Raw genomic sequence first — 12,694 nt, 5'->3', positions numbered from 1 at the left:
GCTTTTTCAGTTTTGACGTTATCGCTTGGGACTTAGTGTCCACCACCCGGGGCAAAGAAGTCGTCCGAGGACAAACCGCTTTTAACCAGCTGATCGGTCACCTGCCCTTTAAGGCGTTTCAGGCCTGCTTCATCACCCGCTTCACAGCGGGCCACAATGGCCGGCTGGGTGTTGGATGCACGCAGCAGCCACCAGCCGTCTTCGGTGCTGACGCGTACGCCATCAATGCCACTAACTTCGGCACCGGCTTCAGCCAGACGCGCACGGACTTCCTCGATCAGGGCGAACTTGCGATCATCCGGGCAATCGATGCGGGTTTCCGGCGTATTGACGGCGACCGGCATCGCTGCGCGCCATTCGGCAAGGCTTTTGCCACTTTGCACCAGAATGCGATAGAGCCGCACAGCAGCATAGGTCGCATCGTCATAGCCATAATAGCGTTCGGCAAAGAAGATGTGGCCGCTCATTTCGCCGGCGATCGGTGCCTTTTCCTCGATCATTTTGGTTTTGATCAGGGAGTGACCGGTCTTCCACATGATGGCCTTGCCACCAATCCGGTTGACCTCGTCAAACAGAGTCTGGCTGGCCTTTACATCGGCAATAATCGCAGCACCCGGCTGGCGCTGCAGAACATCCGCCGCATAGATCTGAAGCAGCTGATCGCCCCAAAGCACATTGCCCATGCCATCAATCACACCAATCCGGTCACCATCGCCGTCAAAGGCGACACCCCAGTCGGCATTGTGTTTGGCAACAGCGGCCTTGAGATCAACCAGGTTGGCTTCAACCGTCGGATCGGGATGGTGGTTCGGGAAGTTGCCGTCGATATCATCAAACAGCAGATGATGCGTCCCCGGCAGCTTTGCTGTCAGCTTGCGCACAACATCACCGGCAGAACCATTGCCGCAGTCCCAGACAATCGTCATCGGATTGGGCACATCACAATCAAGTTCGGCCAGAAGTCGTTCAACAAAGCGATCTTCGATCTTGATATCGGATGCGCTGCCCTGCCCGGTTTCAAAATCACCGGCAGCGGCAATTTTGCCAAGTTCCTGAATGGCATCGCCAAACACAGACTTGCCAGCATTGAGCATCTTGAAGCCGTTGTAGTTTGACGGGTTGTGCGAACCGGTAACCATGATGCCCGCATCGGTCTTTTCATCATAAACCGTGAAATAAAGCATCGGGGTCGGGCCGCGACCAATGCGCACGACGTCGCAACCGGTCGACAGAATGCCTTCTGCGAGTGCTGTGGCCAGTTCTGGCGAGCTCAGGCGGCCATCACGCCCCAAGGCAACGCGTTTCCCACCGGATCTGCGCACCATGGTGCCGAATGCCTTGCCCAGCGCGTTGGCGTCAGCTGGATGCAGGGTTTCGCCCACAACGCCACGCACGTCATATTCGCGCAAAACAGAGCTATCAAACTTGTGTCCGGCAGAATTCGTCATGATTTGGATTAGCCTCCGATAGATGCACGACCGACACAGGAATAGCTGAAACCGTTTTCAGTCATTTCAGTCGGGTCATAAACGTTACGCAGATCAACAACGATCGGGTGTTTGAGCGCGTCCTTGATACGATCAAGGTCCATACCGCGGAATTCGTTCCACTCGGTCAGGACAACCATCGCATCCGCACCCTCGACCGTGTCATAGGCGTTCTCGCAATAAGAAATGCCATCAAGGAGCTTTTTGGCTTCTTCCATGGCTTCGGGGTCATAGGCCTTTACATTGGCACCTGCCGCGATAAGGGCGGGCACGATATCAAGGCTCGGCGCATCACGCATGTCATCGGTGTTGGGCTTAAAGGCAAGGCCAAGGATGCCGATAGTCTTGCCCGCAACAGAACCGCCACAAGCCGAAATCACGCGATCTGCCATTGCCTTTTTGCGCTTGGCATTCACATCAACAACCGTTTCGATAATGCGTAGCGGGCTGTCATATTCCTGGGCAGTACGGACTAGCGCCAAGGTATCTTTCGGGAAGCAGGACCCGCCATAGCCAGGCCCGGGATGCAGGAATTTTTTGCCAATACGGCCATCAAGACCGATGCCACGCGCAACGTCATGCACGTCCGCCCCGACTTTCTCGCAGAGATCGGCAATTTCGTTGATAAAGGTGATCTTGGCCGCCAGAAAGGTGTTGGCCGCATATTTGATCATTTCCGAGGTTTCACGGGTGGTGAAGACAATCGGCGTTTCGATCAGATACAGCGGACGATAGAGATCGGACATCACTTCGCGTGCCCGTTCGTCACTGGTACCGATAACGACACGATCCGGGCGCATGAAATCGCCAATCGCCGAACCTTCACGCAGGAATTCGGGGTTCGAAACCACCGCGAATTCGGCATCCGGGCGTTTTTCACGAATGATGCGTTCCACTTCGCGGCCCGTCCCGACTGGAACGGTCGATTTGGTCACGATAACCGTGAAACCATCCATGGCTTCGGCGATTTCTTCGGCCGCAGCATAGACATAGCTCAGATCGGCATGGCCATCGCCACGACGGGTCGGGGTGCCGACGGCAATAAAGACAGCGTCCGCGTCCTTGACCCCTTCCTTGAGGCTGGTGGTGAAGGTCAGACGACCTGCCTTGACGTTATTCTCAACCAGAACATCCAGGCCGGGCTCGTAGATTGGCATGATACCGTCTTCGAGACGGGCGATTTTTTCCACATCCTTGTCGACACAAACGACGTCCGTACCGAATTCGGAAAAACAGGCACCGGAAACAAGACCAACATATCCGGTCCCGATCATAGCTACGCGCATGGAGGTTCTATCCTGCTAAGTAAGTCCCGACCGAAACAATTCATCATTCTGTTCCGGTCGGTCATGGTTGACATGAGTGGTTATTGCGCTGCTTCGCCTTGGGCGAATTCGTGAATAAGCTGACGAACATCGTCACGCATATCTTCACGCGCCAGTGCAAATGACATGGTGGCTTTCAGGAAGCCGATCTTGTTGCCGCAATCGAAACGACGGCCTTCAAAGTTGTAACCATAGAACGGCACGTGACCGATCATGGCCGCCAATGCGTCGGTCAACTGGATTTCATTACCAGCACCGCGCGGAATATTTTCAAGCACATCGAAGATGCCCGGATCAAGGATGTAGCGCCCGATAGCCGACAGGGTCGACGGCGCTTCTTCAGGCTTGGGTTTTTCAACCATGCCGCATGCGCTGACAAGGCGACCATTGGTGCCTTCAATCTCAAGAACACCATAACGGTGAACTTCCTCGCGCGGGACATCCATAACGGCAACCATGTTGCCGCCGGTGCGGCCATAGCTATCAACCATCTGCTTCATGCAGGGAACTTTTGACTGGATAAGGTCATCGGCCAGCAGCACGACAAACGGCTCATCGCCAACCAGCGACTTGGCGCACAAAACAGCATGACCAAGCCCCAGCGGATTGCCCTGACGGGTATAGGTGACACGACCATTTTCCGGAATCATTTCAAGCGCCTTGGAAAGCGCGTCTTCCTTGCCGCGCTCTTTCAGGATGGCTTCAAGTTCGGCGGAACGGTCAAAATGGTCCTCAATCGCGGTTTTGCCGCGACCGGTGACAAAAATGAATTCTTCAATGCCTGCAGCAATGGCTTCTTCGACAGCGTATTGAATAAGCGGCTTGTCAACGACCGGCAGCATTTCTTTTGGCATCGCCTTGGTGGCGGGCAAAAAGCGGGTTCCCATACCTGCAACCGGGAAAACTGCCTTCTTGATTCTTTTTGACATTCAATAGGTTCCTTTTTCAACCGCTGCACGCCAGTCCATGTCGGAATTGCCTGCATATATGCTTCTGCCACATTTCCAGAACACGGATCAAGCAAGCGCACGTATTATTGACGCTAATCTTTACATAGCCGTAACAAAAGGCTTCGCGCGGCATTGATCTTTGAGGCCAGATAGTCCGATCCACCATGATCGGGATGGACAGCCTTGATCTGCTTTTTATAGGCCCGGTTGATCTCCTCGCGGGTGGCGTTTTCGCCAACACCAAGGATTTTCCGGGCCTCATCAGCCGTCATGCCAGACGCGCTTGAACTCCTTTCGCCTTCACGGCCTTGCTCGTTATAGTTGCGGTCGTTTCCTCCGTTTTGTGCTCCGTCTTCGCCGTGGTCACCCTGGTGCCAGTTTTGCCATCCCGCACAATCGGGACGACGGTCAAGATAGGCCTCCAGAACCGCCCGGCTTTGGTCGGTTGCACTGCAACAGTCAACATAAAGCGACTGCAAGTCGTCAAGTCCCAAGCTGTCAAGATCGGCACCGGCATAGGGGCCGCTGACAACACCACCACGCATTTGCCCGGTTTCAAGATCAAGCACCATATGCAGAAATTCAGTGCGAATTTCCGAACTTGATCCAGCACCGGCCGTGCGGGTGCCAAAACTTCCCGGCTGGGCACGTTTTCGCGTTGATGCGAAAATCCTGCGCAAAATCGGCCACAGGAATCCAAGCTTCAACATGCGCACCAAAAACGGCACCATCGCCGCCAAAGCTGCACCCATCGCGGCAATTTTGCCGGTGAGCAACAACCAACCGGCAAGCATGATCAACACCAAGATGATCAGAAATAAGACAATTTTGCGGATTTCTTTGGGCTCGGCCTCTGTCATCCATCGGATAAAGAACCCGACACCGACAAATGCGGCGATGCCAATCAACAACCACTGCATCAACGCGGCTTTCGCAATTGGTGACCGAGCCTAAGCACTTCGTCGGAACCGGTTTTCTTTTGATAGATCGAAAGACCTTCCTGCCCGCCGACGGCGTAACTTGCCACAGCACCCAGCAAATCGCGAAGCTTGCCAGCCGCACTGGCATCAAACTGCATGAAAGCACCGCCGGTTATGCGGGCAATCTCGCCAAAGGCAAATGCCGCGTCCCTGTCATGGCCCTCCTGAAACATGAATGCCTTAACCCCCTTGAGCGCCAGTTTGCCGGCAATCGGGGCCAGATGATCAGGATTTTCTTCGATACAGTCGCCGACATAAATCAAGGAATCGATCTTTTTATCGCTGGCTTCCCGTTCGACATGGGCCAGAACACGTTCGATCTGGGTGTGCCCCGCCCGACAGGTAACCTTGGTGATATAATCGCGAAAGGATTTGGCATTGCGGCACCAGCCACTTGATTTGCATTCCGAAAGTCCGCGAAAGAACACAAGCTGCACATCAAGGGCGCCAACGCCGTCCACCGCCTCAAACATCTCGGCCTGAATTACGGCGGCATGATCCCAACTGGGCTGGCGGCTGGCGGTTGCGTCCATGGCAAAGATCAGACGCCCTTGCGCAGGCCCCGACGACGGTGCATGCACCGCAAGTTCGCGCGCCTTAACAAGGAAGTCTGCCACCTCCTTGGCCCCGGATGTCTCAGAAATGATATCTTTGCGCGTCAAGGAGCCCTGCCTGCTTCATATTCCGGTTGGACAATTTCATGTCCCACAAGATATAGGCCAGATGCCGTCAGATCGGCAACTCCTCGCCATCGGCTGGTTTGAAGCCGATCACTTCGAGAAGCGATCTGACTTCCTGACGGGCCGCCATATGCGACATGCTCATCGGGATGCCAACGCCCTTCTCACGCAAGTCCAGAAGCGTCAGCCCCTTGAGGAACAATTCGCGGTAAATCACGCGTTCGCCAAAGCCAGGTGCCTGACGGAACCGGATGCGATCCGCAAGCTTTTCAACGATTTCGGCGATATCGCGTTTGTTGCGCGCATCAAGGTGCGACAGGCGATTGCGCATCACAATCCAGTCAATCGTACCACCATCAATGGCTGCACGGCGCTTGCGCGCATCCCAGACCATCTCGGCATAGATGCTTGGCCCCTTGATCGACAGGTTATCCGGATCGATACGGGCCAGCATATCAAGATCAATGAAGCTGTCATTGATCGGGGTGATCAGGGTATCGGCACAGGCATGCGCCAGACGCGACAGGTAATTGTCACTCCCAGGGCAATCCATGACGATGAAATTGCAGCTGACCACCATTTCACCAAGGGCCGTGGTAAAGCGTTCGCGCTCATCAAGCTTGGCTTCGTTGCCATCAGACAATTCACTGCGATAGATCGGGCGATGTTCGGGCACCGGAAGTTTCAGGCCCTTTTTGTCGTTAAAGGCGATCCGGTTTTCGACATAGCGTGTCAGCGTCCCCTGCCGGGCATCGATATCGAGCGATCCGACCTTGAAACCCATCTTCATCAGGGAAACGATCAAATGCATCGCGGTTGTCGATTTGCCCGACCCGCCCTTTTCATTGCCGATCACGATTACATGGGCGCGATTGGACGGCGGCTGCTTGTCCGTTGCCGTCTGCTGGCCCGCGCTGTCCCCGTCTGCGCCGGTCTGTTGCACCGTCATGATAAAATGCTCCGTATCTTCAGGCTTATTGTCTTTGTCCCCAAGGCCAATCTCCCCAATGAGCCCGTTTAACCCCAAAAATCAAGGTAAAAGCGATCTGACTCACATCCTGCAGGTGACTGCCCCCTAGCCAATCTAGAAGCACAAAGGTAAACATAAGAGTAGCGCAACGCAAAAATGCGCCTGAAAACAAACTGAAAGGACGCAATGTGAAGTATCGGGCGGCTTTGATCGGCAGCATGTTTGCAAGCCTTCTGGTGGCAGCACCCCAGATCGCGCTGGCACAGCAAACCGGTGGGTTCGAACAAATCCCGCAAGACCAGAGCCCGGTTCTGTTTGTCACAAACACCGACGGCCAGAACAGCTTCCTGCGTCAATATCGCGACAACAGCACGGTTTTTGTCGGGCGCTGGTATGCGCAGCAATCGGTGAGCGAATCACCTGCTGCGGCAAGCGACCTTTACCTTGAAACCGTTTACACAACCTCTGCCCCCGGCTTTCGCTTCAGCACCGCCATGGCGTCCGAGCAGCTGCTTGATATGTTCGATAACCTAAAGGGGCGCAGCAGCCTGAATGGTGCGAACTTCGTGCAGGAAACCCGATACGGTGCAATTGCCCTGTCGCCCTTTACCCGCAATGGATCGCAATGTGTTTCCTTTGTCGGGCAATGGGATCCGCAAACACCAGCCCAGCGCGGCAGCCGCCTTCTGGGGTATTACTGCACCCCGACACAGGTGCAGGCGACAAGTGGCACCAGCGCGCCGCTCAATGGCCTGCCGATGATCGATGCACAGGAATTCGCCGCCGGGTTCTTTGGCCGTCTTACCCTTGAATTGCCGGAAAATTCCGCAATTGCAGCGGCTGTCGCGGGACCGGTTGATGACAGCGCCCTTCAGCAGCCCGAAGGCGAAACCACACCGCCGCCGATTGATGGCATTGATATCATCACCAATTGGCAATCGGTGCGCGGCACTGGCAAGCTTCGCTTTGATCAGCCTTCGGGTGAAGGCACGATGATCCTTGATGACGATAGCCGTCATTGCGAAGGCATCTGGCGCCATGAAGGCGGCGCGTATCAAAGCGATACACTGCCCTTTGGCAGCTGGTACGTCTATTGTAACGACAGCAGCTTTGCGCGCGGCCACTACACCAGCGAATCCCCCGCAATTGTTACCGGCAACGGCAAAGACAATCAGGGACAGGCTGTCTATTTCCGCCAAGCCAACTAAAACCTGACCAACGTTTTCCCACATCCCAACCAAGACATTAGTGATCATGACTACAGATATTCAAACCATCGTCATCGGTGCAGGCGTCGTCGGACTGGCCTGTGCCCGTTCTCTTGCACGCACGGGGCGCGAAGTCCTGATCATTGAGCAGCATGATGCAATTGGCACTGAGACCAGCGCACGTAATAGCGAAGTCATCCATGCCGGGATCTATTATCCGAAAGGCAGCCTGAAGGCAGAGCTTTGCGTTACCGGGCGAGAGATGCTGTACCGCTACTGCGCGGAAAACGGCATCGAACACAAACACACCGGCAAGCTGATCGTCGCCACCGCCGAAGACCAGATGACCGCATTGGCCGGGATCACGGAAAAGGCTGCGGAAAACGGTGTGAACGATCTGGTTTGGATCTCGCGCGAAGAGGCCCTTGAACGCGAACCGCTCCTTCATTGCGTTGGCGCACTGGAAAGCCCGTCGACCGGCATCGTCGACAGCCACCAGCTGATGGTCACCCTGCTTGGTGAGGCGGAAAATAACGGCGCGACCCTTGCAATCAATACCAAGGTCACATCAGTCAGCTTTGAAAACGGGCTTTATATCGTCAGCACCACCGATGCCGATGGCGAGGAAATGAGCCTGACCTGCGCGGAACTGATCGTTGCTGGCGGCCTGCACACCCAGACATTGGGCCGCAATTTTGCCGGTCTGCCGCCCGCAACCTTGCCGCCACAGCATTATGCACGCGGCTGTTATTTCACCCTGTCGGGCAAGGCACCGTTTTCCACCCTGATTTATCCGGCACCGGAACAGGCTGGGCTTGGCATCCACCTGACCCTTGACATGGGCGGCCAGGCGCGCTTTGGCCCGGATGTCACCTGGGTTGATGCGCCGAACTATGATGTTCCCGAGGAACGCCGGGCGGCCTTTGCCGAAGCCATCCGCAAATATTACCCCGACCTTGATGAGAGCGCCCTTCAGACTGGCTATGCCGGGGTGCGCCCAAAAATTCAGGCGCCGGGCGAAGCCGCACGCGACTTCATGATTGCCGATGAAAAACAGCACGGGCTTAATGGTCTTGTAATGCTCTATGGTATTGAATCACCGGGTCTTACTGCATCGCTTGCGATTGGCAACCGGGTGACCGAGCTGATCACAGCGCAAGGCAACATGCAGGCGGCATCATAATATCGCCAATATAATCAACGATGGATAAAGGCATGGCCAAGCAACGTCACAGCAAGTCACGGCAGATCCAACCGACGCCAATCACGTCAGGCGGGCAAGCCGCGCCCAGATCCATCTCGCGCCGAAACTTCCTTGGCACCGGTGCTGCCGGACTTGGTGGTGCCTTGCTGGCAAGCTCGCCGCTTGGTGCTTTCGCACAGGAACTCGAACCTTTTATCCCGCCCCCCAATAGCCTGAGCGACGGCCGAAGCGGCATCAATACCGGCAAACCGGAAAAAGATTTCATCGAGGAAATGCGCGATTACGTCATCGCGATCAGTCGTTGGGCGAAAAGCTATCGCAGTGATTTTTCGATCATTGCCATGAACGGGCTTGAGCTGACTGAATTCCTTGAAAAGACCCTGTTTGCCACCCGTGGCGTTGCCGAGCCGGCACGCAACTATCTGCGCGCGCTTGATGCCATCATGGTCGAAGCCCCGTTTTACGGTTTCGATAAATACGGCGAAGCGACCAATGCTGAAGAAACCAAATATATCCTTGGCTATCTGGAGCGCCTCAAGCTCGAGGGGCTGCAATATATCGCCGTCGATTACACCGAAAACCGGGCAGATATGGACAAGGCACGCGCTCAGCTCAGGGGACTTGATGCGCTTTATTACGCCGCCCCGCCGCCCGGCATGCAGCTTTCATCGCTGGCAAAGGTGCCCAGCACGCCGTTTGGTTCCAACCCGCATGTGATCGACAACATCCGGCAGGCCAAAAACTATGCCATGGTGCTTGATAGCTCTCCCTATGGCACCAAGGATGCCTATGTCGACGCGCTGGTTGCGACCAACTATGACACGCTGATCTTTGATCCGTTCCATCGCGGCACCATTCCGCTGACCTATGATGATATGAAACGGCTGCGCTATAAGCAGACTGGTACACCGCGCACGCTGATTTCATACCTCAATATCGCAACGGCTGAGACCTATCGCTATTACTGGCAAAGCGGATGGCGGGCCGGTAGCCCCGATTTCATCAGCGAAGGCAACCTGATGGCCCGTTGGGGTCAGGAAAACCACGTCCATTACTGGACCCGCGAATGGCAAAGCATCATCTTTGGCAGCGAGAACAGCTATCTTGGCAACATCATGAAGCTTGGCTTTGATGGCGTCCTGATGGCGGGTATTGATGAATATGCCTGGTGGCTGGATTACTAAATCCCAGCCCCACCTGTTCGCCAAGACCATCACAAACATATGAACGGATTTCTCCTGTCTCGTCATGACAGGTGTTTGACGAAGCATGTCTGCTTGGGCAGTGTAAAGCCCATTGAAAAACAACATCTGCCCAGCAGACACAGGAGGCCGACATGTCCGAGCCGATCATCCATTATTTCTTCGTGCAATCCCCGTGGTCCTTTTTCGGGTTTCGCCGCGCTGTCGACATTGCCAAAAAGCATGGCGTGAGCATCATTCACAAACCCTGCCGGGCGGCCGATGTCTGGGAACATGGTGGGGGCGTGCCGCTGGCGAAACGCCCGCAACCGCGTCAGGAATACCGCCTTGTCGAACTAAAACGCTGGTCGGAGCATCTTGGCATTCCGATCAATCTGCACCCGACGCATTTCCCGGTGGATGAAACGCTAGCAGCACGCACCATCATTGCGGTTCAGGAAGACGGCAAGGATGTCAGCGACCTGACAGAAACCCTGATGGGTGATATCTGGCTGCGTGAACGCGATATTTCATTGCCCGCGACCGTGCGCGATGCGCTGGTCTCAAGCGGCCTTTCGACCGAATATCTGGAAAATGCTGATCTTCCGGCTGTTGCCAAGATCTATGACGACAATTGTCATTCGGCGCGCGAGCGCAATATCTTTGGCGTGCCGACCTATTTCGTCGGCAACGAAATGTTCTGGGGTCAGGATCGTCTGGATTTTGTCGACCGCGCCCTGCCCTGATCATTCGCATTCATAGCATCATCCAGAAACACATCGGGCGGGGATTACCCCGCCCGATGTGTTTTCGTCCATGCATACCCCATGGACCATATCTCTGCCCGCTTAGCGTAAATCAGCCAAGGCGTTTGACGTGATCGACAACGAAACCGTCTTCTGACGGATAGCTGTTTTCGATCATGGCAAGGGCCTTGGATTCGTCGCTTGCCGCAACTTCATGAGTTTGAACATCAGCCCAACGGTCATCAAAGAGATCGTGGGATCGGTTCTCTTTGACACACTCGCGCACAGCCTGATTGTGCAGCTCAACCTCATAAACGGTTTGGCGATGGTCTGTGAATGCAGACATTTCCGCCGCTCTCCTTACTTTTTGTTCGCTGGCGCCGCCCAGACGCCAACCTGTCCTGAACCGGGAATCTCAACCACAAGATACCCAACCGTGAGTCTACGTTTCGCTCCTTAACGAGCCGTAAATTATCCGGTTGATTCATATTTCCTGATTAATTGCTCCGGTTTCAAGTGCGAATTTGGCATGGCCGCATGATCAATTCCCTGATTCAGGACAAATCACCGAATGTGCACCGCAACATAAATTGGCCGATCCAAAAGTCCTAAAATGCACACTGCCAGAGAATCCGCCAAAAGCTGAATTTGGCGCTCTGGTCGACAACCGAGACATTTTGCACCGCACATCTCGCGCAATAAAATTACAAAGTAATTCCGACAGACTCAGAATAATTCCACACCACAGTAGCGCCTCAACCGAAACGGTCTTTTTTCCAACTTCCGGGAATTAGAAATTGATCAAAAGCCCGATGCATCAAACATAAAGGGATAAGCAGGAAACAGCCTGCACCGGAACAATGATGCTGCCAGGAGGCTGCAAGAGGATGAACGTCTTTTCCGATATCGCCTTTGACGACCATGAACAGGTCGTCTTTGCCAGCGACAAATCCACCGGTCTGAAAACCATCATCGCCGTCCATAACACCAACCTTGGCCCGTCGCTTGGCGGCTGTCGCATGTGGCCCTATGCCAGCGAACAGGAAGCCATCCATGATGTTTTGCGGCTGTCGCGCGGCATGACCTACAAGTCGGCCCTTGCCAATCTGCCGCTTGGCGGCGGCAAGTCTGTCATTATCGGTGACCCGCGCAGCCAGAAGACACCGGAATTCTTCCGCGCCATGGGTCGTGCTGTCGAACAGCTTGGCGGGCGCTATATCGTGGCCGAGGATGTCGGCACCAGCCCCGAAGACATGGGCCATATCGCAAGCCAGACCAAACATGTCGGCGGCATCAATGATGGCAAGGACCCGGCACGCACCGGCGACCCGTCGCCCTTTACCGCCTATGGCGTTTTCATCGGGCTTAAGGAAGCGGTCAAATTCAAGCATGGCAGTGACGACCTGAATGGCATGCGCGTCGCGGTTCAGGGGCTGGGGCACGTTGGCTATCACCTGTGCCGGATGCTTCATGCTGCTGGCGCCAAGCTGATTGTTGCCGACCTTAATGCCGCCAGCATGAAGGCCGCCGCCATGGAATTTGGTGCAACCGCAGTTCCGGTTGATAAAATCCTGTCGGTTGAGGCCGATCTCCTTGCCCCTTGCGCCTTGGGCGGGGTCATCAACGACAAATCGATCGATGAACTCAAGGTCGGCGTAATTGCCGGTGCGGCCAATAACCAGCTGGAACATGATCGCCACGGCGAGATGTTGCGCGAAGCCGGCATCTTGTATGCCCCGGATTACGTCATCAATGCTGGCGGTGTGGTCGAAGTCTATTACTGCCGCGAAGGCAAAACCGTGGCCGAAACCAACATGCATATCGAAGGCATCGGCGAAACCGTGCGCGAAATTTTCAAACGCGCCAAGGAGCAGAACCTGTCGACCGGCTTTGTCGCCGATCGTCTGGCCGAAGAACGCTTTGGTCTGAAGAAATAACGGCCCTGCTCAAACCGCATCAGGCA

Annotated in this window: 12 protein-coding genes; 5 read left to right on the top strand and 7 right to left on the bottom strand. The window is 55.2% G+C overall.

The features are described from left to right. Positions 1–32 precede the first annotated feature (32 nt). The 6 genes from pgmG to UF64_RS04720 all read right to left on the bottom strand — a co-directional run bounded on the left by pgmG (position 33) and on the right by UF64_RS04720 (position 6,371). Positions 33–1,448: a phosphoglucomutase/phosphomannomutase PgmG gene (pgmG, locus tag UF64_RS04745; RefSeq protein WP_044827473.1), complete on the bottom strand. Its 1,416-nt coding sequence runs from the start codon at positions 1,446–1,448 to the stop codon at positions 33–35. Between the two features lie 8 nt (positions 1,449–1,456). Continuing rightward, complete coding sequence (locus tag UF64_RS04740) at positions 1,457–2,773, bottom strand: UDP-glucose/GDP-mannose dehydrogenase family protein (protein WP_044827472.1); 1,317 nt, start codon at positions 2,771–2,773, stop codon at positions 1,457–1,459. An 80-nt stretch (positions 2,774–2,853) separates the two neighbouring features. After that, positions 2,854–3,741, bottom strand: coding sequence for a UTP--glucose-1-phosphate uridylyltransferase GalU (gene galU / locus UF64_RS04735; protein WP_044827471.1), 888 nt, complete (start codon positions 3,739–3,741; stop codon positions 2,854–2,856). 113 nt (positions 3,742–3,854) lie between these two features. Continuing rightward, entirely contained in the window at positions 3,855–4,682 is an 828-nt protein-coding gene (locus UF64_RS04730; RefSeq protein WP_044827470.1) for a DnaJ domain-containing protein, read from the bottom strand. Then, a complete protein-coding gene (locus UF64_RS04725) occupies positions 4,682–5,404 on the bottom strand; it encodes a hypothetical protein (RefSeq protein ID WP_044827469.1) in 723 nt (240 codons plus the stop codon). Before UF64_RS04725 ends, UF64_RS04730 begins: the two co-directional genes overlap by 1 nt. Before the next feature lie 67 nt (positions 5,405–5,471). Continuing rightward, a complete protein-coding gene (locus UF64_RS04720) occupies positions 5,472–6,371 on the bottom strand; it encodes a division plane positioning ATPase MipZ (protein WP_044827468.1) in 900 nt (299 codons plus the stop codon). Positions 6,372–6,610: 239 nt separating this feature from the next. Here UF64_RS04720 and UF64_RS04715 point away from each other — a divergent pair, with 239 nt between their 5' ends. From UF64_RS04715 to UF64_RS04700, 4 genes are all read left to right on the top strand, one after another. Next, complete coding sequence (locus UF64_RS04715) at positions 6,611–7,600, top strand: hypothetical protein (RefSeq protein ID WP_235284964.1); 990 nt, start codon at positions 6,611–6,613, stop codon at positions 7,598–7,600. 46 nt (positions 7,601–7,646) lie between these two features. Continuing rightward, positions 7,647–8,783 carry an NAD(P)/FAD-dependent oxidoreductase gene (locus UF64_RS04710; RefSeq protein WP_044827466.1) on the top strand — a complete coding sequence of 379 codons (1,137 nt, stop codon included), beginning with the start codon at positions 7,647–7,649 and terminating at the stop codon, positions 8,781–8,783. A gap of 32 nt (positions 8,784–8,815) precedes the next feature. Beyond that, complete coding sequence (locus UF64_RS04705; RefSeq protein ID WP_044827522.1) at positions 8,816–9,988, top strand: endo alpha-1,4 polygalactosaminidase; 1,173 nt, start codon at positions 8,816–8,818, stop codon at positions 9,986–9,988. A 152-nt stretch (positions 9,989–10,140) separates the two neighbouring features. After that, positions 10,141–10,731: a 2-hydroxychromene-2-carboxylate isomerase gene (locus UF64_RS04700; protein ID WP_044827465.1), complete on the top strand. Its 591-nt coding sequence runs from the start codon at positions 10,141–10,143 to the stop codon at positions 10,729–10,731. A gap of 112 nt (positions 10,732–10,843) precedes the next feature. Here the strand turns inward: UF64_RS04700 and UF64_RS04695 are convergent, their stop codons facing one another. Next, positions 10,844–11,077 (bottom strand): hypothetical protein, encoded by a 234-nt coding sequence (locus UF64_RS04695; RefSeq protein WP_044827464.1) that lies wholly within the window; start codon positions 11,075–11,077, stop codon positions 10,844–10,846. Between the two features lie 541 nt (positions 11,078–11,618). Here UF64_RS04695 and UF64_RS04690 point away from each other — a divergent pair. Then, the gene (locus UF64_RS04690) at positions 11,619–12,668 is read left to right on the top strand and encodes a Glu/Leu/Phe/Val dehydrogenase dimerization domain-containing protein (protein ID WP_044827463.1); all 1,050 of its coding nucleotides are present in this window, start codon (positions 11,619–11,621) and stop codon (positions 12,666–12,668) included. Positions 12,669–12,694 lie beyond the last annotated feature (26 nt).

Origin of the sequence: Thalassospira sp. HJ, from assembly GCF_000948415.1 — a bacterium.
Classification (GTDB): Bacteria; Pseudomonadota; Alphaproteobacteria; order Rhodospirillales; family Thalassospiraceae; genus Thalassospira.
The sequence above is the reverse complement of the archived record's forward strand: the minus strand, read 5'-3'. Positions and strand labels throughout refer to the sequence as shown.

What these genes read in the sequence shown, in the direction of transcription:
- UF64_RS04690 (WP_044827463.1), top strand. Translation starts at nt 11,619, where the DNA reads ATGAACGTCTTTTCCGATATCGCCTTTGACGACCATGAACAGGTCGTC.
- UF64_RS04700 (WP_044827465.1), top strand. Translation starts at nt 10,141, where the DNA reads ATGTCCGAGCCGATCATCCATTATTTCTTCGTGCAATCCCCGTGGTCC.
- UF64_RS04710 (WP_044827466.1), top strand. Translation starts at nt 7,647, where the DNA reads ATGACTACAGATATTCAAACCATCGTCATCGGTGCAGGCGTCGTCGGA.
- UF64_RS04695 (WP_044827464.1), bottom strand. Translation starts at nt 11,077, where the DNA reads ATGTCTGCATTCACAGACCATCGCCAAACCGTTTATGAGGTTGAGCTG.
- UF64_RS04715 (WP_235284964.1), top strand. Translation starts at nt 6,611, where the DNA reads ATGTTTGCAAGCCTTCTGGTGGCAGCACCCCAGATCGCGCTGGCACAG.
- UF64_RS04705 (WP_044827522.1), top strand. Translation starts at nt 8,816, where the DNA reads ATGGCCAAGCAACGTCACAGCAAGTCACGGCAGATCCAACCGACGCCA.
- galU (WP_044827471.1), bottom strand. Translation starts at nt 3,741, where the DNA reads ATGTCAAAAAGAATCAAGAAGGCAGTTTTCCCGGTTGCAGGTATGGGA.
- UF64_RS04730 (WP_044827470.1), bottom strand. Translation starts at nt 4,682, where the DNA reads ATGCAGTGGTTGTTGATTGGCATCGCCGCATTTGTCGGTGTCGGGTTC.
- UF64_RS04740 (WP_044827472.1), bottom strand. Translation starts at nt 2,773, where the DNA reads ATGCGCGTAGCTATGATCGGGACCGGATATGTTGGTCTTGTTTCCGGT.
- pgmG (WP_044827473.1), bottom strand. Translation starts at nt 1,448, where the DNA reads ATGACGAATTCTGCCGGACACAAGTTTGATAGCTCTGTTTTGCGCGAA.
- UF64_RS04720 (WP_044827468.1), bottom strand. Translation starts at nt 6,371, where the DNA reads ATGACGGTGCAACAGACCGGCGCAGACGGGGACAGCGCGGGCCAGCAG.